Source organism: Streptomyces sp. NPDC050535 (assembly GCF_044457665.1).
In the GTDB taxonomy this organism is placed as follows: Bacteria; Actinomycetota; Actinomycetes; order Streptomycetales; family Streptomycetaceae; genus Streptomyces.
The window spans coordinates 1-17265 of the sequence record NZ_JBITHE010000050.1 but is presented as its reverse complement, the minus strand read 5'-3'; the positions used below and the strand labels follow the sequence as shown (position 1 = coordinate 17265).

20 protein-coding genes are annotated in these 17265 nt (G+C 68.9%); 12 read left to right on the top strand and 8 right to left on the bottom strand.

The features are described 5' to 3' along the window. Positions 1 to 272 precede the first annotated feature (272 nt). The 5 genes from ACIBLC_RS41640 to ACIBLC_RS41620 all read left to right on the top strand — a co-directional run bounded on the left by ACIBLC_RS41640 (position 273) and on the right by ACIBLC_RS41620 (position 4021). Complete coding sequence (locus tag ACIBLC_RS41640) at positions 273 to 734, top strand: DUF5707 domain-containing protein (protein WP_399216698.1); 462 nt, start codon at positions 273 to 275, stop codon at positions 732 to 734. 221 nt (positions 735 to 955) lie between these two features. Continuing rightward, complete coding sequence (locus tag ACIBLC_RS41635; RefSeq protein WP_399216697.1) at positions 956 to 2164, top strand: MFS transporter; 1209 nt, start codon at positions 956 to 958, stop codon at positions 2162 to 2164. A gap of 65 nt (positions 2165 to 2229) precedes the next feature. Beyond that, positions 2230 to 2811 carry a sugar O-acetyltransferase gene (locus ACIBLC_RS41630; RefSeq protein ID WP_399216696.1) on the top strand — a complete coding sequence of 194 codons (582 nt, stop codon included), beginning with the start codon at positions 2230 to 2232 and terminating at the stop codon, positions 2809 to 2811. Between the two features lie 11 nt (positions 2812 to 2822). Further along, positions 2823 to 3380: a TetR/AcrR family transcriptional regulator gene (locus tag ACIBLC_RS41625; RefSeq protein WP_399216695.1), complete on the top strand. Its 558-nt coding sequence runs from the start codon at positions 2823 to 2825 to the stop codon at positions 3378 to 3380. Between the two features lie 206 nt (positions 3381 to 3586). Then, positions 3587 to 4021, top strand: a complete 435-nt coding sequence (locus ACIBLC_RS41620; protein WP_399216694.1) for a VOC family protein — start codon at positions 3587 to 3589, stop codon at positions 4019 to 4021. Positions 4022 to 4055: 34 nt separating this feature from the next. On the opposite strand, the gene ACIBLC_RS41615 is transcribed toward ACIBLC_RS41620, so the two are convergent. Further along, entirely contained in the window at positions 4056 to 4760 is a 705-nt protein-coding gene (locus ACIBLC_RS41615; protein WP_399216693.1) for a Clp protease N-terminal domain-containing protein, read from the bottom strand. A gap of 449 nt (positions 4761 to 5209) precedes the next feature. Next, entirely contained in the window at positions 5210 to 5956 is a 747-nt protein-coding gene (locus ACIBLC_RS41610; RefSeq protein WP_399216692.1) for a TetR/AcrR family transcriptional regulator, read from the bottom strand. Positions 5957 to 6053: 97 nt separating this feature from the next. Between ACIBLC_RS41610 and ACIBLC_RS41605 the strand changes: the two genes are divergently transcribed. Further along, entirely contained in the window at positions 6054 to 6917 is an 864-nt protein-coding gene (locus ACIBLC_RS41605; RefSeq protein ID WP_399216691.1) for an SDR family oxidoreductase, read from the top strand. A gap of 89 nt (positions 6918 to 7006) precedes the next feature. On the opposite strand, the gene ACIBLC_RS41600 is transcribed toward ACIBLC_RS41605, so the two are convergent. From ACIBLC_RS41600 to ACIBLC_RS41590, 3 genes are read right to left on the bottom strand one after another with little or no spacing between them, the layout of a single operon-like run. Continuing rightward, positions 7007 to 8020 carry an iron-containing redox enzyme family protein gene (locus ACIBLC_RS41600; RefSeq protein ID WP_399216690.1) on the bottom strand — a complete coding sequence of 338 codons (1014 nt, stop codon included), beginning with the start codon at positions 8018 to 8020 and terminating at the stop codon, positions 7007 to 7009. After that, complete coding sequence (locus ACIBLC_RS41595) at positions 8017 to 8268, bottom strand: CDGSH iron-sulfur domain-containing protein (RefSeq protein WP_399216689.1); 252 nt, start codon at positions 8266 to 8268, stop codon at positions 8017 to 8019. Before ACIBLC_RS41595 ends, ACIBLC_RS41600 begins: the two co-directional genes overlap by 4 nt. Continuing rightward, entirely contained in the window at positions 8252 to 8941 is a 690-nt protein-coding gene (locus tag ACIBLC_RS41590; protein WP_399216688.1) for a HemK2/MTQ2 family protein methyltransferase, read from the bottom strand. The genes ACIBLC_RS41595 and ACIBLC_RS41590 overlap by 17 nt, the downstream gene beginning before the upstream one ends. Before the next feature lie 457 nt (positions 8942 to 9398). On the opposite strand from ACIBLC_RS41590, the gene ACIBLC_RS41585 reads away from it, so the two are divergent. From ACIBLC_RS41585 to ACIBLC_RS41575, 3 genes are all read left to right on the top strand, one after another. After that, positions 9399 to 9752 (top strand): PRC-barrel domain-containing protein, encoded by a 354-nt coding sequence (locus ACIBLC_RS41585; RefSeq protein ID WP_399216687.1) that lies wholly within the window; start codon positions 9399 to 9401, stop codon positions 9750 to 9752. Positions 9753 to 10019: 267 nt separating this feature from the next. Next, on the top strand, positions 10020 to 10364 hold the full coding sequence (locus tag ACIBLC_RS41580; RefSeq protein ID WP_399216686.1) for a hypothetical protein: 345 nt from the start codon (positions 10020 to 10022) through the stop codon (positions 10362 to 10364). Between the two features lie 9 nt (positions 10365 to 10373). Continuing rightward, positions 10374 to 11045: an HAD family hydrolase gene (locus tag ACIBLC_RS41575; RefSeq protein WP_399216685.1), complete on the top strand. Its 672-nt coding sequence runs from the start codon at positions 10374 to 10376 to the stop codon at positions 11043 to 11045. 118 nt (positions 11046 to 11163) lie between these two features. On the opposite strand, the gene ACIBLC_RS41570 is transcribed toward ACIBLC_RS41575, so the two are convergent. From ACIBLC_RS41570 to ACIBLC_RS41560, 3 genes are all read right to left on the bottom strand, one after another. Next, positions 11164 to 11652, bottom strand: a complete 489-nt coding sequence (locus tag ACIBLC_RS41570) for a flavin reductase family protein (RefSeq protein ID WP_399216684.1) — start codon at positions 11650 to 11652, stop codon at positions 11164 to 11166. 92 nt (positions 11653 to 11744) lie between these two features. Beyond that, a complete protein-coding gene (locus ACIBLC_RS41565) occupies positions 11745 to 13532 on the bottom strand; it encodes a thiamine pyrophosphate-dependent enzyme (protein ID WP_399216683.1) in 1788 nt (595 codons plus the stop codon). A gap of 13 nt (positions 13533 to 13545) precedes the next feature. After that, complete coding sequence (locus tag ACIBLC_RS41560) at positions 13546 to 15108, bottom strand: FMN-binding glutamate synthase family protein (RefSeq protein ID WP_399216682.1); 1563 nt, start codon at positions 15106 to 15108, stop codon at positions 13546 to 13548. A 421-nt stretch (positions 15109 to 15529) separates the two neighbouring features. On the opposite strand from ACIBLC_RS41560, the gene ACIBLC_RS41555 reads away from it, so the two are divergent. The 3 genes from ACIBLC_RS41555 to ACIBLC_RS41545 all read left to right on the top strand — a co-directional run. Next, complete coding sequence (locus tag ACIBLC_RS41555) at positions 15530 to 16048, top strand: toxin-antitoxin system HicB family antitoxin (protein WP_399216681.1); 519 nt, start codon at positions 15530 to 15532, stop codon at positions 16046 to 16048. A gap of 81 nt (positions 16049 to 16129) precedes the next feature. After that, the gene (locus ACIBLC_RS41550) at positions 16130 to 16975 is read left to right on the top strand and encodes a DUF4097 family beta strand repeat-containing protein (protein ID WP_399216680.1); all 846 of its coding nucleotides are present in this window, start codon (positions 16130 to 16132) and stop codon (positions 16973 to 16975) included. Positions 16976 to 17041: 66 nt separating this feature from the next. Continuing rightward, on the top strand, positions 17042 to 17265 hold a 224-nt coding region (locus ACIBLC_RS41545), incomplete at its 3' end, for an ATP-binding cassette domain-containing protein (protein ID WP_399216679.1).

Genomic DNA, 17265 nt, shown 5'->3' with positions numbered 1-17265 from the left:
CATCTTGCACTATGGCTGTACTGGATTCAATGAGTTGCGGGGAAGTGGCCGTAACGGGGCGGGGTGGGGCGGAGACGGGGCGTGACCAGAGCGGGTCGTGGGATCGCGAGCAGGCACTCAGGTCGAAGCCGCACGTCGGACTAGGCGTTACCCAGGGCGAGTTGAGTATCCGGGCTCATGCCCGGGGTGTGTCCGCGCGGCGAGGATTCAGGGCATCGGCGTCGACGAGAACGCCGGATATGACTGTCTGACACCGTTACGGAGAACACGCCATGTCCCGACGTACCGTCCTCGCCCTGTCCGTGACCGCTGGAGTCGTCGTCCTGGGAGGTGTCGGCGCCTTCGCCTTCGCCTCTGCCGGGGACCAGGCTCCCGCCTTCGAGCACAGTTCCGCCCGCTATACGGCGCCTGCCGGGGATCAGGACGGCTCGTTCACCTTCACCACCGACGTCACGGCGGACTCCGGCGTCAAGAGCGTGAAGGTTCTGCCCTGGCCCGCCGACTCCGCCTTCGCCAAGAAGGGGCTGACCGAGAAGGAGATGGCCGCTCCCGAGGTGGAGTCGGCCTCCTGCAAGCCTGCCGGCGACGAGACCGTGCGCTGCACCTACTCGAGCGAAATCACCGGCGCCGAGTCGGCACCCTCGCGCGGTACTTGGTACGTCTCCGTCCTCGCCACCGCCAAGGACGGCACCACCACCCTGGAGACCAAGGCCGCAGAGTTCGCCGTGAAGTGACAAAGAGTGAGCAGACGCTGGAACCAGCCCCCAGGAAAGCGGGCGGTGAGGCTGTTTCCTCTTGTTGGCCCGCACCCTGCGACGCCGACGCGCTGATAGCCGGGGTCGGGTGGCGTCGAGGCGGGAGCCGTTTCCCCGTCGACGGCGCCGCACGCGACGGTGACCGCAGGCGGCACGAGGGAGAGTGTACGTTCGTACTCTCTCCCTATAGTGTCCTCCGCATGACTGTCGACGTACTGAGCCGGGCAGCCCCGGCCGAACGGCGGGCTCGCATAGCCGTAGCCGTGCTGTTCTTCACCAACGGAGCCCTGTTCGCCAACCTCCTGCCGAGATATCCGCAGATCAAGGCAGATCTCGGCATCGGCAACGCCGCCTATGGGCTGGCGGTCGCGGCGTTCCCGGCGGGTGCCATCACGGCCGGCCTCGCGGCCGGAATGGCAATCCGGTGGCTGGGCTCGGCGCGGGCGGCGGTGGCCGGAACTCTGCTGACCGGCGCGGGGATCCTCGCCGCGGGCCTGGCCGACTCGGTGGCGATGTTCGCGGCGGCGTTGTTCGTGGCCGGCGCGATGGACTCGGTCACCGATGTCGCGCAGAACGCTCACGGACTGCGGGTGCAGCGCCGCTACGGACGCTCCATCATCAACTCCTTTCACGCCGTCTGGTCCATCGGCGCCGTCGTCGGCGGATCCATGGCCGCCGCGGCGATCGCGCTCGGCCTCTCACGGGGGCAGCACCTGACGATCTCGGCCGTGGTGTTCGCGATCGCCGCCTGCGTCGCCCTGCGGTTCTGCCTGCCCGGCCCCGACACCGAGCCGGCTGCGGAACCTGACGCCGGCGGCCGCGAGGAGCGGCGGCCGGAGCGTACGGCGACAGGTCGGCGCACCGTCTACGTGCTGGCCGCGCTCGTCCTCATCGCCACAGCCGGCACTCTCGTCGAGGACGCGGGCAGTTCCTGGGCCACCCTCTACCTCTCCAACTCCCTGCACGCGTCAGTGACACTGGCGGCCTTTGGCTACATCGCCCTGGTGGGTGCCCAGTTCATCGGCCGTCTCGTCGGCGACCGGCTCGTCGACCGGTTCGGCCAGCGCGCCGTGGCCCGCACCGGCGGTCTCATCGCCGCGGTGGGCATGGGCCTGGCGCTGGCCGTGCCCACGGTGTCCGGCACGATTCTCGGGTTCGCCGCGGCTGGATTCGGGGTGGCGACGCTGGTTCCCGCGGCGATGCACGAAGCGAATGAGCTTCCCGGCCTCAAGCCTGGTTCGGGGCTGGCCATCGTCTCGTGGCTCATGCGGCTGGGCTTCCTGCTCTCCCCGCCCGTCGTCGGGCTGGTAGCCGACGCGACCAGCCTCCGGGTCGGCCTGCTGGTCGTGCCTTTCGCCGGCCTGCTCGCGCTCCTGCTCGCCGGAATGCTGCAGACCCGGCGACGGTAAGCGGCCCCCCCGGGGTATCTCCGATGTGCGGGCCGCCTGCCGACCGCGAGTGTACGATCGTACGCATGTCGCCGGACTATTTCGCGCAGGATCCCCGCACGAACCTCGAACGCATGCTGGCGGGTGACCTCTACGTCGCCGACGACCCCGAGATCGCCCGCCGGCAGCAGCAAGCCGTGCGCCTGGCCGCTCGCTACCAGGCCGCCTACATCGAAGACGCCGACACCGCGCTGCCGATCCTCGCCGAACTGCTCGGCTCCCTGGGTGAGGAGGTTCATGTCCGGCCGCCTCTCCATGTCGACTACGGCAGCAACATCACGATCGGGGCGCGTACCTTCGTCAACTACAACCTGACCGCGCTGGACGTCGCGGCGATCACCATCGGCGAGGACTGCCAGATCGGGCCGAACGTCCAACTGCTCACTCCCACCCACCCCCTGGAACCGCAGCCACGGCGCGACAAGCTGGAAGCCGCCCGCCCCATCAGCATCGGGAACAACGTGTGGCTCGGCGGAGGCGCCATCGTTCTGCCCGGCGTGAGCATCGGGGACAACGCGGTCATCGGCGCCGGCGCGGTCGTGACGAAAGACGTGCCCGAAGGCGTCGTCGCCGTCGGCAACCCCGCCCGCCCGGTCCGCACCCTCTGAAGGGCCCTGCAATGGCAACCGGGCACACCGACCCGCAGCGGCGCGAGCGCATCATCACCGCGACCCTCGATCTCATCGCCGAAGAGGGCATCGCCGGCGTCTCCCACCGAAAGATCGCCGCGCGCGCCGGTGTCCCCCTGGGGTCGATGACCTACCACTTCAGCGGTATCGAAGAGCTGTTCAGGGAGGCGTTCACCCGCTTCGCCGACCACATAGTCGCCGTCTTCGACGCCCACCTCGCCTCGCCGACCGACCGGGACCAGGCACGCGAGGCGGTGACCGATCTCGTCCACGTCCTCTCCGAGGGAAGCCGACGCGACCTCGTGCTCACCCAGGAGCTGTACACCCTCGCCGCTCGCCAACCCCCTTACCGGCAACTCACCCAGGAGTGGATGCGCCGCAGCCGCATCCACCTCGAAAAGCACTTCGACCCGGACACGGCCCGCCAACTCGACGCCCTCATCGAGGGGTTGACTCTCCACCGCGCACTGTCCCCCGAACCCCACGACCGCGCCCTGACCCGCGAGGCGATCACTCGCATCACCACAACAGGCGAGCCGAACCAGTAGCCGCCCGTGCGGCACGGACCCGCACGGAGCCGGCACTGTGCCGCACAGGTGTCGCACCTCTGACTCGCCGTCGGACGTCCGCCGCGATGCCGGGCTCGCCCCCTGCGACCGCGCGGAACAGCAGCGCGCAGCGGAGGCCGTCCTCACGACAACCTGGGGATCCACACCGGGAAATGAGCACCGGACACCCCTGCTATGGTGCGCCGATGTCATCGATCAAGCAGTTCCAGGTCACCTTCGACTGCGCAAAACCTGAGAGTGTCGCTCGTTTTTGGTGCGAGGTGTTGGGGTACGTCGTACCGCCGCCACCGGAGGGTTTTGCGACCTGGGACGATTTCGATCGCTCGCTGCCTCCTGAGCGTCAGGGTTCAGCGTTTGTCTGCATGGATCCCACAGGCGTGGGCCCGCGTATGTACTTCCAGCGCGTTCCCGAAGGCAAGGCCGGTAAGAATCGGGTGCACCTTGACGTGCGAGTAGGCACCGGGCTCGTAGGTGAAGAGCGCCTCGCCACACTCGAGGCCGAGTGCGCACGACTGGTCGCGCTCGGTGCGGTGCGCGTGCGACTGCTGCGCGCTGATGGCGTCAACGAGTCCTGCATCGTGATGCAGGACATCGAGGGCAACGAGTTCTGTCTCGACTGAGCCCTCTCCGAGACGGCGGCGACTGATCGTTTCGTTACTGCTTGTCGCGTGCGGCGGACCGTTTGGTGATCTCGTTCTTGATCGTCTCGCGCAGCTCGTCCGACGTGAAGCCGAGGTTGCGCAGGACTTGCGCGGCCGGGCTCTCCTCGGCGTGGATCAGGCCCAGCAGCGTGTGTTCCGTGCCGACCCAGTCATGGCCGAGGTCGGCCGACTCGCGGCGTGCCTGCTCGATGGCCTCCTTGCTCTCCGGCCGGAACGCGATGTGGCCCCGCAGCGCCTTCTCCCCGGCCGGCGGCATCGCTTCCGCGATTGCGTCGCGGATGCGCTGCTCCGACCCGGTCTTCGCGATCAGCAGCTCGTAGGCCAAGCCCTGCGGTTCGCCGAGCAGGCCAAGCAGGATGTGTTCGGTGCCGATGGAGTCGTGCTTGTGCGTTCGGGCGGCCTCCTGTGCCAGCACGATGCTGTGCCGGTTCAGGTTGGTGTACCGCTCGAAAGGGCCGGGTGCGTGGCGTTGCTGGGCGGCCTGCTTGGACACTCCGATGGCGTCGCCGATCTCGGTCCAGGACGCGCCGGTCTGCTTGGCCTTGCTGACGTAGTGGTCGATGAGCTGGTCACCGAGGTCGGACAGGGTCTGGGCGCGCAGTCGCGCCTCGCTGATGCGGGCCAGTTCGTTGGTTTCGGGGAGTTCCTCGTCGAGTCGGGCGATCAGGTCGGCGAGGCTGATGTCGAGTGGGCTCATGCGTCAATCTTAAGTTGACGATCGAGGATCGTCAACTTGTAATTGACGATTTCTTCGGACAGCTGACGCCCCGGCTGGGCGCGATTTCCCGCATCCGCGGACTTCGCGGCCGGCCTGGTTGCCGACCAGGCCGGCCGTTTGCCGACCGCGCTACGACGGCGATCGGTACCGCCGACGTACCCGAGCCTGCGGCATCACGCCGAAGACCGCCCGGAAGGGCGCCGCCCACGGCTCCGGGCTGGGGAAAGCCCTCGGTGTGTCGTCGAGCGGACCTTCACGCGTCTCCGCCACAACAACGTCTCGTCCGCGACCGGCAGTTATGGGGGTAACTCTTGGCCGGAGGGCGAGCTGGGGCGGGGGAGTGGTAGGTGCGTTCGCCGACCCTGCAGTGGTCAATGCCGCCTGACTCCGCCCGAGCGGTCGATCGAGAGCGCGCCGGCCACAGGTGATCAACCCTCCGCGGTAAGGCGGTTCAGCCACTCAGTAAGCAGATGTTGCTCCGCGCGGCTGAGAGTCGCCTCCTCGGGCAGTGCGGCACGCAAGGCGCGGGCGGCGGCTGCCGCGCCCGCGTGCTGTACGGCCGGCTGCTGGTTGGTGACGGCGGTGACCATGGACTCCCGCAGGGTGGTGAACAAGGCCGGGTCGCGCCGGTCCTCGCGCAGGGACAGCCAGGTGAGCACCGCGCCGCGTGCCGTGGCATGGATGATCTGGGCCGCGAGTTCCTCGTCGACGCGGAGCCAGCCGCCGGCGGCGAGGCGCCGGATGCGGCCCATCAGAACTTCCATGCCGGTTTTGAACGCGGCCGAGGTGGTCCTGGTGGGGTCGGCGTACATCAGCGTGTAGAGCGCGGGATTGGCCACACCGAACTCGACCGCGACGTCCCAGCCGGCTCTCAGGTCCTCGATGGGGTCCGGCGGGTCGGGGTCGATGCGCTTGCCGGCGAGGAACGTGGCGAAGCCGTGCTCGGCCACCGCGTCGAGCAGTCCGTCCTTGTCGCCGAACAGCCGGTAGATGGCCGGCGGCTGCAGGCCCGCCGCATCAGCGACCGCGCGAGTGGTGACCGCGTCGCGACCTTCGCGTGTCAGCAGGTCGATGGCGGCCTCGATGACCCGCTGCCGAGTCTGCTCACGGCCCAGGGCGGCGGTGTCGGGCTTGACGGCACCGGAGGCTTCTCCGCTGCGCGAACGTGATGGCATGCATCGATGATACCGCCTCAGTGGTTCCATCGATATTATCAGTGGTACCGTAAATGTGTTTCCGCTGGAACCATAGTCGCGGCAATTGGAGAACATCATGATCATCGTGACCGGAGCAACCGGACAACTGGGGCGTCGGATCGTCGAGAGGCTGCTCACGCGTGTACCGGCGGACCAGGTCGGCGTCAGCGTCCGCGATCCGCGGAAGGCGCAGGCGTTCGCCGACCGAGGAGTACGGGTGAGGCAGGGCGCTTTCACCGACGCCGCCGGCCTCGCCCACGCCTTCGAGGGCGCCTCCCAGGTGCTCATCGTCTCCGTCGACAAAATGGGCGACGAGTGCGTCAAGCAGCACCGTGCGGCGATCGAGGGTGCCGTCGCGGCGGGCGCTCGTCGCATCCTCTACACCAGCCAGATGGGGGCCAACGCGTCGTCGCACTTCCAGGCGTGCCGGGACCACGCCGCCGCCGAGGAGATACTGCGCGCCTGCGGCGTGCCGTTCACTTCGCTGCGCAACGGCTTCTACGCCACCAGCGCGGCGCAATTCCTCGGCCACGCCGTGGAGTCCGGCCAGATCGTGCTCCCCGCCGACGGGCCGGTCAGTTGGACCGCGCACGCCGACCTGGCCGACGCGGCTGCCGCCATCCTGGCCGACGAAGGCTGCTTCGACGGTCCGACGCCGCCGCTCACCGGGGGGCAGGCGCTCACCTTCGACGACGTCGCCGCTGTCGCCACCGAGGTCACGGGTCGCACCATGACGAGGATCACCGCACCCGACGACCAGTTCCGGGAGCAGATGGTGGGCCGAGGCGTTCCCGCGGAGACGGCGGACCAGTTGATCGGCATTTTCGCCGCCAGCCGTGTCGGCGAGTTCGCCACCGTCGACCCGACACTGGCCACCTTGATCGGTCGCGAACCCGTCTCCCTGCGGACAGTGCTGCGCGAGCAGCTGTCCACAGACTGATCCAAGGCCCGTCAGCACGAGCGTGGCCGTGCTGTGTGAGCCGAGCCAGGTATGTCAACGGCCCTGGAAAAAAGACGGAGTGGCCGGACTCACGGTGCAGGCCGCAGCGCGCTCGCTCCTGTACGCCAGCTCTCCAGCAGGTGCGCGCCGAGCCGGTCTTCGAGCAGTCCGGTGGCCGCGACGCCGAAAGCCACATCCGGGTCCAGGTCGGGTTCGCTCGCCAGCAGTCCACCGACGACTTCATGGCGTACGACCTGCTCGTGAACGGCGTCCGCCTCCACGTGCTCGTCGTAGAACCGGGCGGCCGCCGGTCCCGCGCCCAAGCGTCGCATCGCCGCGGCCATGCGTTTCGATCCGGGGGGTGATGTCACCTCGACGGTGGCGAAGTGACCGACCAAGGCGCCGCGGAGGGCCCGGTGCAGGCCGAAGAGTGACATCAGGTTGACGGTCGCCAGGGCGCAGGCGGGGGCGGCATCCAGGTAGTGGCCGTACGAGATGTCCAGGCCGAGGTCGGCCATCAGATCAGCGAAGAGCCGGGCGTGGATCTCCTCGGGGCGCCCGGCACCGAATTCGTCGAACTCCACTGCCACCATGCCCGCTTTGGCGCGCCCGTGCAGGCGCGGGATGACCCAGGCGTGCGGATCCGCCTCCTTGAGGTGGTACAGCGAACGCAGAGTCGCGTACTCCCTCAGCTGCCACAACTCGCCCTCGCGCTGGAGGTGATGGCTCACGCTGGCGGGATCGTGCCCAGCCGGTTCGATCAGAAGGCCGTTCAGGGCGTCCAGCGCACCGGTGGAAGCGGGGACATCGGCCCGCAGCGCGTCGAGGAAGCGGCGCTCCAGATCTCCCCGCAGGCCCAGCAGTTCTGGATCCCATTCCCGGTCGTCGCTCACCGCCGCGAAGCCCTGGTAGTGCAACTCGTAGAGAACGTACAGGGCGAGTTGCAGATCATCGCCGTACGGGTCCGCGTCGTCGATCACGTGCCGAGGCACAGACTGGGGCGCCGCCGCGGAGCGCAGGGCGCGGATGACGCTCCCGGAGAGCTCTCCGCGCGCCTGCGGAAGCGGAGGGGAGCTGTGCCGGGATTCGACGTAGGTGGTCACTTCTCCTCCTTCGCTGTTGTCGGCGGGGCGGTCGGGGCATCGCCGTGTGCCGGCCGGGAGCGGCGGCGGTGGCTCGTGTCGCACCACGGGTAGGTCCGGCTGCGTCGGCAGGTGCAGATGGCCACGGCGAACCGGTCGCTGGTGACGACGGTTCCGTCGGCCGTGACCATTTCGACGGGCCCCTCCACGAGCACCGGGCCGTCGGGATCCACGGTGACACGACGGGGCCGCTCAGATGTGTTCGGCACGGATGACCACCAGTTCCTCATGTTTCTCGTCCCCCAGGATGCCTTGGCGCCTGAGCCAGTCCCGCCGAGAGGTCAGCACCCGGCCGAGCGGAACCAGTGCCCGGTCGACGACTTCGCCGCGCAGTCCCGCCCTCGCAAGGCGGAGCAGGGTCGCCTCGGTGTCGCACAGACCGGAATGGACCATGAGCAGCGTGCCGGTGGGGCGCAGCACGAGGGGTGCGATATCGCAGATGCGGTCCACGATCACTCTGCCGTCGTATCCGGCATCCCATGCCCGGGCCGCTCCGTTCTTCGGCGGCCGTGCGGATGGCGACGGCACGTACGGAGGATTGCTGATTACGACGTCATAGGTGCGGTTGCCGTTGTACGCGGTGAGGTCGCGTCGCCGTACCTCAATACGCTCCCGGGCCAGCCTGGCGTTCACGCGCGCCGTAATCACGGCGCGGCGGGAGATGTCGACCGCGGTTACGCGTGCTCCCGACCGGGCGGCCAGAATCGCCAGCGCGCCCGTGCCCGTCCCGAGCTCCAGCACGTCGCTTCCCGGGCCCATTGTCTCGCGGCACAGGGCGCGTGCCAGAAGGCCGGTGTCGTGCTGCGGCCGGTATACGCCCGGTAGCGCCAGTAGCCGCATCGGGGCCGTTGGCGGCAGTGCTTCCAGCACGGCTTCATCCATTGCCACGGGGAGTCCTCCCGGTCTGTGAACAGCCGACGAAGGCGAAGCGCCCACCTCCTCCACCATCGGTCATGAACAGCTACGGCACCCGTCGAGCCGGCATTGCCCGCGAGAGCAACGTCCACCCGGAGCACCACCATGGCTTGGAGTCGTCAGGATGATCCAGTGCCCGGCACTCGGCGGTCCACACGTAGTGCCGGTCTTTGGGAGATTTCCGCAGGCTGGACCGGTTCAATCGAAAGCGGACCGCCATGCGTGTCCTTGTAAGAATTCTATAAACATCCTTCCATTCGCGCTCCTGACTGTCTCGTAGTGCTCTTCGCAAATAAATGTGTGAGCTCGCGGACGTCGGGCACCCGGTGTTCTGAGAGCGTCACCGAATTCTGGAGACGCCGACCTGTTCCTCACAGTCTCGGCTGTTGAGAGTTCAGAAGATTTTCGATGAAGGAGCCGTTTTATGAGTGACAACATCTGGGGCTACCAGTCGACCGCTGGGCACACCGCGGGTACTGACCTGACCGGATACAAGGTCGAGGCCACCGACGGCGCCATCGGCAAGGTCGACAAGCACTCGGACGACGTCAACTCCTCGTATCTGGTGGTCGACACCGGTGTCTGGATCTTCGGCAAGCACGTTCTCCTGCCGGCCGGCACCGTACGCGCCGTGGACCAGGCCGAACGGAAGATCTTCGTCGACCTCACCAAGGACCAGATCAAGGACTCCCCGGAGTTCGACAAGGACAAGCACGTCGGCGACGCGGGATACCACGAGCAGCTTGGCGGCTACTACGGCAGCCACCGTCGTACCTGACGCGCCCGCACCACCTCATGAGACGGGGGCCGACCGCGGACACCGCGGTCGGCCCCCGTCCGTGCGCGTCACGAACGCTCCGCCCGACCCTCCGCGCGACGCGGGAGCGCAGGTGCGGGAGCCTGGGAGGAACGCCCTCGTTCGTCCCGGATCGCACTGCACGCGGACTCGGCCCACATCTGCTCCCCGGATCCTCCCCGTCGGGACGGCCTCTCCGGAGGCCCCTGACAACACCGTCGTACGACTTCAGACAGGAGAGTGATCGCCATGGTCACCGTCAGTCTCACCGGACCCTCCAAGGAGGACGCCGCCACCGTCTTCGGCATCCTTCGGACGGCGTTCCCCGCGGACCACTCCCGTGACGCGCTGCCCCAGGAGCCGCCGGGCGATCACCCTGTCGTGTGGACCGAGGAGTTCGAGCCGGCGCAGGAGCGCGTCCCGACGGGGACGATGCGTTTGGGCGCTCCTGTCACCGCTACCCTCCAAGGCGGTTACGCCGCTGTGGACCAGCTCTGTGACGCCCTGGGCGACGCGTTCGCCGTGCAGGAGAAGGGCACGGCCTCGGGAGACCAGGAGAAGGAAGTCGAACTCCGGCTCGGGACAAGGCAGTAGAGGACCGCGATGACCACGAAACGCGCCGCGATCTTCGATGTCGACGGGACGCTCGTCGACACCAACCATCTGCACGTCGTCACCTGGTGGGAAGCGTTCCGGCAGGCGGGGCACCGCGTTCCCATGCTGGAGATTCACCGGGCCGTGGGACTCAGCGGCGGCGACCTGATCGAGCATCTGCTCGGTGAGGACCGCGACCCTGAGCAGGACGAGCAGCTCACCGCGGCCCACCACGCGCTCTACGGCACCTACTTCGACCGGCTGCCGCCCCTCGGCGCGGCAGGAGACCTGTTGCGCGCACTGGCCGGGCGCGGCTGGGAGATCGTCCTGGCGACATCGGCGGCCGACGCCGAACTCACCGCGCTGCGGCGGGCCGTCGACGCGGACGACGTCATCCTCGGTGCGGCCAGCGCCGACGACGTCGCCGACGGCAAGCCCGCCCCCGGCCCTGTCGAACAGGCCAGGAAACTGGCCGGTGTGCCCGCGGACCGGGCGGTGTTCGTCGGCGACACGGTCTGGGACATGATGGCCGCCGTCCGCGACGGCGTGACCCCCGTCGCGGTCCTGTCCGGCGGGATTCCGCAAGCCGATCTCGAATCCGCCGGCGCCCGCGCGGTCTACCGGGACACCGCCGACCTCCTCGCCCACCTGGACGACAGCGTCTTCGCCGACCTGGAGTGAGAGCCGTCGAGGGAAGCCGACGGCAGTACCCGGTTCATGGCGTACGGCAGGAGGACTTCACCCGTCCCGCCGTGAGTCGGAGATCGGCCGCGGCGCCGACCGTCGGGGCCGCCACCGGTCAGTTCGCCGGATGGCCCGGGGTGATGTCGTACCCGTCGACCAGGGTCAGCAGGCGGAAGCCGCTGTCCGCGGGGTGCTGTGCCGCCTCCGGGGTGAGCAGGAATCCGACATGATCGCCTCCGTCGAGGTGGCTGTCGACGTGGCCCACGAACCAGGCGGGTGCCTCGTCGAGGACCGGTGCTCCGCCCGGGCCCGGGTGCCAGGCGGTGCGGGTGAACTTGTCGGTTTCGTCGCCGGTCTCGCTTCCGAACAGGCGGGCCAGCTGGTCCTGGTCCTGGCGGAGCAGGTGGACCGCGAGCCGGTCGGCGCGAGCGGCGATGCGGTAGGTCCGGTTGGCCTTCGAGAGCCACACCATGAACCTGGCGGGGCGGATCGAGCACTGTGTGCCGAAGCCGACCAGGCAGCCGGCCCGTTCACCGGCCGCCTCGGCGGTCACCACGTACAGCGGATAGTCCAGCGCGTCCGTGAACGGGTCCAGATCGGTCATGGTTCCTGGCTCCTTGCCGGGGGATCGGGTGCTGGGTTCATGCTCGACGACTCCGAGCGGGGCGCGGGCCTGTTCACCCGCCTCGCTGGACGTCAGTGACCGGGTTCGTCACCGTGACTGAGCAGCATCTCCTTCACCTTGGCGACGGCGAACCCCCAGCCCTGTTCGACGGTGGGTTTGGCGGGGACGGCGATCTCGTCGGGGTTGGTGAGCACGTCGAGGAGCACCGGGCCGGGGGTGGCGAAGGCACGTCGCACCGAGTCGTCGAGGTCGGAGGGGTCGGTGACCCGGATACCGGTGATGCCGATGGCCGTGGCGACGGCGGCGAAGTCCGGATTGTCCAGGACGGTTCCGAACTCGGGGAGGCCGGCCTGCTCCTGTTCCAGCTTGACCATGCCGAGGCGACGGTTGTCGAAGACGACGAGCTTGACCGGCAGTTGACAGGTCTTGAGGGTGATGAGATCGCCGAGGAGCATGCTCAGGCCGCCGTCTCCGCAGAACGCGACGACCTGACGGTCCCGGTCCAGGTACTGCGCTCCGAGTGCCTGCGGCATGGCGTTGGCCATGGAGCCCAGGTTGTAGGAGCCCAGGAGCCGGCGCGTCGCGCGCATCTCGACGAACCGTGAGAGCCAGACGGTGGCCATGCCGGTGTCGGAGGTGAAGATCGCGTCGTCGTCGGCCCTGCGGTCCACGGCGGCGGCCAGTGCCTCGGGGCGGATGCCGTGCTGCTGGTTGTCCAGCGCGGAGCGGACCCGCCCGACCAGACCCTTGTCGTGTGCGGGGTCGGCCAGCCGTGCCTGGCCCTCCCGCCAGCTCAGGAAGTGTTCCCGCGACCGCTCCAGGTGCCCGCGGTCGCGTGCGCCGCCCGCCTCAGCGGGCTCGGCCGCCGCGACTGCCTCGGCCGGCTCGGTCGCCAGGTGGTCGAGCAGGTCGCGCACCGTGGCACCCACGTCTCCGACCAGGCCGATGTCCACCGGAACACGGCGTCCGATGTGCGCCGGTTCGGTGTCGACCTGGATGACGGTGCGACCCTCGGGATACCAGTCGCGGTAGGGGAAATCGGTGCCCAGCAGGAGCAGGGTGTCCGCGGCCTGCATCGCGCCGGCCGCCGCCGGGTTCCCGATCAGCCCGGTCTGGCCGACCTGGAAGGGATTGTCGCCTTCGAAGCCCTCCTTGGCCTTCAGCGTCAGCACCATCGGGGCCGCGAGGCGGTCGGCCAGCGCCAGGACGTCGCCCCGGGCCGCCCGAGCTCCCTGTCCGACGAGCAGGGTGATCCGGTCCGCCTGGCCGAGCAGCTCGGCGGCCTGCCGTACGGCGGACTCCTCGGGGCGGGTGGTTGGGGTGGTGAGGGAGAAGCGGGCCGGACGGTCCTTGCTCAGCTCCCGGTCGCCGATGTCGCCCGGCACCGTGAGAACCGCGACGCCCTTGCGGCCCAGGGCGTTGCGCACCGCCGTCTCCAGGAGCTGCGGCAGCTGGTCGGGATCGGTGATGGTGGCGCGGAAGACCGCCACGTCACGGAAGAGCAGGTCGTTGTCGACTTCCTGGAAGTAGTCGCTGCCCAGCTCGGACAGCGGGACCTGACCCGCGATGGCCAGTACGGGGGTGCGGCTCTTGGCCGCGTCGTAGAGGCCGTTGAGCAGGTGAACGGAACCCGGGCCGACGGTGCCCATGCACACCCCCAGGCTCCCGGAGAGCTGGGACTGGGCACTCGCGGCGAAGGCCGCCGCCTCCTCGTGGCGGCAACCCACCCATTCGACGCCTTCGGTGGTGCGGATGGCGTCGGTCAGGGGGTTGAGCGCGTCTCCCACGACGCCGAACACCTGGCGGACGCCTAGTTCGCCCAGGGCGTCCACGATGACGCGTGCGACGGTTCGTGCCACGAATTCCTCCAGGTCAGATGGTGAAGTGGTCGGGGTCGGCGGCCTTCCAGTCGGCCGCCCATTCGGAAGGCGGCTCAGCCATCAACTGTCCGGGGGACAGCCACTCATGCAGCTCGTCATAGGAACGTACGATGTGCGGAGCGACGCGCCGCCGCAGCATGTGCGGCCGTAGCTGTGCGGGATCGGTGACTCCCATGGAGGCCATGATCTCCATCGCACTGCTGACGGTGGCCTCCTGGAAGCGCCGCACCCGCTCCGCCTTGTCGCCCACGTCCAGGGCGCGGGCCCGCCGCGGGTCCTGGGTCGTGACGCCGACGGGGCACTTGTTGGTGTGGCAGCGCTGGGCCTGGATGCAACCGACCGCGAACATCATGGCGCGGGCCGCGTTGCCGTAGTCAGCCCCCTGGATCAGCCGCTTGACGAGGTCCGCGCCAGTGGCGATCTTGCCGCTGGCGCCGATCCGGATCTGGTTCCGCAGGCCCGCGCCGACCAGGGCGTTGTGCACGGTGAACAGGCCCTCGGTGAGCGGCGTGCCGACGTGGTCGGCGAATTCGAGGGGCGCGGCGCCGGTGCCGCCCTCCGCACCGTCGACGATGATGAAATCGGGCGTGGTGCCCTCCTCGATCATCGCCTTGCATACGGCGAGGAACTGGCGTCGTGATCCGGGGCACAACTTGAAGCCGGTCGGCTTGCCGCCGGACAGTTCCCGCATCCGTGCGATGAAGAGGACGAGTTCACGAGGCGTGGAGAACACCTGGTGGTACGGCGGTGAGATGACCGTCTGTCCTTCGGGGACGTCTCGTACCCGGGCTATCTCCGCGTTCACCTTGGCTCCGGGCAGCACACCCCCGATGCCGGGTTTGGCGCCCTGCGACAGCTTGAGCGACACGCACCTGACGCTCTCGCCCGACGCCTTCTCGGCGAACTCTCCGGGATCGAAGCCCCCGTCCCTGGTACGGCAGCCGAAGTACCCGGTGCCGATCTCCCAGACCAGGTCACCGCCGGAGCGCAGGTGGTACTCGGACAGTCCGCCCTCACCCGTGTCCTGCGCGAAACCACCCCTGGCCGCCCCCTGGTTGAGGGCCAGCACAGCGTTCGCGGACAGCGAGCCGAAGCTCATCGCGGAGACGTTCAGCAGCGACATGTCGTACGGCCGGGTGCAGTCGGGACCTCCGATCCGCACCCGGGGCGGGTGTTCGGGGACCGGACGCGGAGCCATCGAGGGGACCAGGTACTCGTAGCCCGGCTGGTACACATCGCGTTCGGTTCCGAACGGTTCCTCCGCGGCGGTGCCCTTGGCCCGCTCGTAGACGATGCTGCGCACGTCCCGGTCGAACGGACGCCCGTCGAAGTTCCGCTCGACGAAGTACTGCTGGAGTTCGGGACGGATCCGTTCCAGCAGAAAGCGGGCGTGCCCGAGCACCGGGTAGTTGCGCAGCACCGAGTGTCGGCGCTGGATCAGGTCCCACATCCCGATCACGCCGACTGCCGCCAACGGCACGGCGGCCGCCCAGTACCAGGGCGACTCCGCTACGGCCGCACCGACCGCTGCGATGGCGGCGGCAACAGCCGCCATGATGATTCCGGTTCTCAGCACCACACCCGGTTAACCCGGCCACGCTGATTCACACGGATCAACCGCCCAGAACCCCCAGTCACATGCTTGTTCTTACCTGAATCTCATCGACGAAGGCGGGATCCAGGCGTTGACCCTGCGGATGCTCGCTGAGTGGTGGTGGCCCGCGGCCCTCGAACGGTTTCCCGCCGGATCTGCCCGGCCTGGCGGTGGGTGGCACCGCGATGGTGCCGCGTGGCGCAGCTTGGTGTCATGCGGTGCCATCGTGTGCTGCCGAGGGTGCGTAATTGCGCCCGGTTACTCGGTGCGGCGGGCTACTCCTTCTATGTCTCCGCAGGTGAGACGGTCGATCCTCACGTCATCGCATGCGCGGTGCCATTCGGCCTTGCGGATGGTGCCATTGTGGTGCCACAATGGCGACATGGACCTCACCCCGTATGTCGACAGACTCCGCCGGGAACTCGCGGTGGCCGCCGAGGCCGGCGGCGAGGAAGCGCGCGAGCTGGCCGAGAGGCTCACCGCTCCTCTGGAGTCGGCGACCCGGCTGACCATGCTCCACGTGCTCTCCGCCGCGATGGACGAGGTCACCCGCGAACTGGCCCCCGGTTCGGTCGACGTACGGCTGCGCGGGCTCGACCCCGATTTCGTGGTGACGCCACCGCCCATCGGCGGCGGTGCCCCCACGGAGCCGACCGCGCCCGCCGAGCCGCTCAGAACTCCGGTTTCGGCCGACGGCGACGAGGGTGGCTCCGCCCGCGTCAACCTGCGCCTGCCGGCTCACCTCAAGGCCCGCGCCGAGGAAGCCGCGACCCGCGAGGGTCTGTCGGTCAACGCGTGGCTGGTCCGGGCGGTGTCGGCCGCGGTCGACGGCGGCACCCGGCCGCGTACGGCGGAGAAGACCCAGACCATCGGACAGAGCATCGCAGGCTGGGTCCGCTAGCCGGGACTCGCCCGCACCAGCTCACCCACACCACGTCCCACCAGCGGGGACGCCGCAAGGACTCAAGAGGACGGGACAGCCATGCCTACTTTCGACACTCCCGAACCGATCTCGGTCACGGCCCACGTGGAGGCCGGTTCCATCCGGTTCAGCGCGGGTGACCGCCTCGACACGGTCGTCGAGGTGCGGCCCCGCGATCCGAAGAAGGACCAGGACGTACGGACGGCCGACCAGACCGAGGTCACCTACGCGAGCGGTGTACTGACTGTCAGGACGCCCAAGCAGCGCTATCTGTTCGGCCGTACCGGCACCGTCGACGTGACGGTCGAACTGCCCACGGACTCGCGCATCGACATGACGGGCGCCTGGGCCCAGGTGCTGGGCGAGGGCCTGCTCGGCGAGGTCCGTGTGAAGACCTCGTCAGGCGATGTCCGTCTCGACACCACCGGCCCGCTGAAGCTGACCGCCTCCCACGGTTCGATCACCGTGAACCGGGTCGAGGGCAAGGCCGAGATCACCACCAGCTCCGGCAGTATGCGCGTCGGCCTCATCGACGGCCCCGCCGTCCTGAAGAACTCGCACGGCACCACGACCGTCGGCGCCGCGACCGGCGAACTGCGGGTGAGTGGCGCCAACGGCGACATCGTGATCGAGCGTGCCGAGGCATCGGTCGTCGCCACCACCGCTTACGGCGCTCTGCGCGTGAGCGAAGTGGCCCGCGGAGCCGTCCAGTTGGACACGTCCTACGGTGCCATCGAGGTCGGAATCCGTGAGGGCACCGCCGCCTGGCTCGACGTCAGCTCCGAAAACGGACAGGTGCGAAACACCCTCACCGCCTCCGAGACGCCGGACAAGACCGAGGACACGGTCAAGATCCGCGCCCGCACCCAGTACGGCAACATCGACATCCTCCGCGCCAAGGCCTGACCTGGAGGAACCATCCCCAACTCGCTCGCTCCGTCAGCCACTTCAGCCATCGAACGGGAGGGCCCCATGCCTTCATCTGTCATGCCCACGTCCAGTCTGGGTGACGGTCACGCGTCGCCCGCCGCCATCTCCGCCGTCGGGCTGCGCAAGTCGTACGGCGACAAGACCGTCCTCGACGGCATCGATCTGCGCATTCCGGCGGGGTCGGTGTTCGCGCTGCTCGGCCCGAACGGGGCGGGCAAGACCACCGTCGTGAAGATCCTCTCCACGCTCATCGGAGCCGACGGGGG

Coding starts and splice junctions, on each gene's coding strand:
- ACIBLC_RS41640 (WP_399216698.1), top strand. CDS start 273: ATGTCCCGACGTACCGTCCTCGCCCTGTCCGTGACCGCTGGAGTCGTC.
- ACIBLC_RS41635 (WP_399216697.1), top strand. CDS start 956: ATGACTGTCGACGTACTGAGCCGGGCAGCCCCGGCCGAACGGCGGGCT.
- ACIBLC_RS41630 (WP_399216696.1), top strand. CDS start 2,230: ATGTCGCCGGACTATTTCGCGCAGGATCCCCGCACGAACCTCGAACGC.
- ACIBLC_RS41625 (WP_399216695.1), top strand. CDS start 2,823: ATGGCAACCGGGCACACCGACCCGCAGCGGCGCGAGCGCATCATCACC.
- ACIBLC_RS41620 (WP_399216694.1), top strand. CDS start 3,587: ATGTCATCGATCAAGCAGTTCCAGGTCACCTTCGACTGCGCAAAACCT.
- ACIBLC_RS41615 (WP_399216693.1), bottom strand. CDS start 4,760: ATGAGCCCACTCGACATCAGCCTCGCCGACCTGATCGCCCGACTCGAC.
- ACIBLC_RS41610 (WP_399216692.1), bottom strand. CDS start 5,956: ATGCCATCACGTTCGCGCAGCGGAGAAGCCTCCGGTGCCGTCAAGCCC.
- ACIBLC_RS41605 (WP_399216691.1), top strand. CDS start 6,054: ATGATCATCGTGACCGGAGCAACCGGACAACTGGGGCGTCGGATCGTC.
- ACIBLC_RS41590 (WP_399216688.1), bottom strand. CDS start 8,941: ATGGATGAAGCCGTGCTGGAAGCACTGCCGCCAACGGCCCCGATGCGG.
- ACIBLC_RS41585 (WP_399216687.1), top strand. CDS start 9,399: ATGAGTGACAACATCTGGGGCTACCAGTCGACCGCTGGGCACACCGCG.
- ACIBLC_RS41580 (WP_399216686.1), top strand. CDS start 10,020: ATGGTCACCGTCAGTCTCACCGGACCCTCCAAGGAGGACGCCGCCACC.
- ACIBLC_RS41575 (WP_399216685.1), top strand. CDS start 10,374: ATGACCACGAAACGCGCCGCGATCTTCGATGTCGACGGGACGCTCGTC.
- ACIBLC_RS41570 (WP_399216684.1), bottom strand. CDS start 11,652: ATGACCGATCTGGACCCGTTCACGGACGCGCTGGACTATCCGCTGTAC.
- ACIBLC_RS41560 (WP_399216682.1), bottom strand. CDS start 15,108: ATGGCGGCTGTTGCCGCCGCCATCGCAGCGGTCGGTGCGGCCGTAGCG.
- ACIBLC_RS41555 (WP_399216681.1), top strand. CDS start 15,530: ATGGACCTCACCCCGTATGTCGACAGACTCCGCCGGGAACTCGCGGTG.
- ACIBLC_RS41550 (WP_399216680.1), top strand. CDS start 16,130: ATGCCTACTTTCGACACTCCCGAACCGATCTCGGTCACGGCCCACGTG.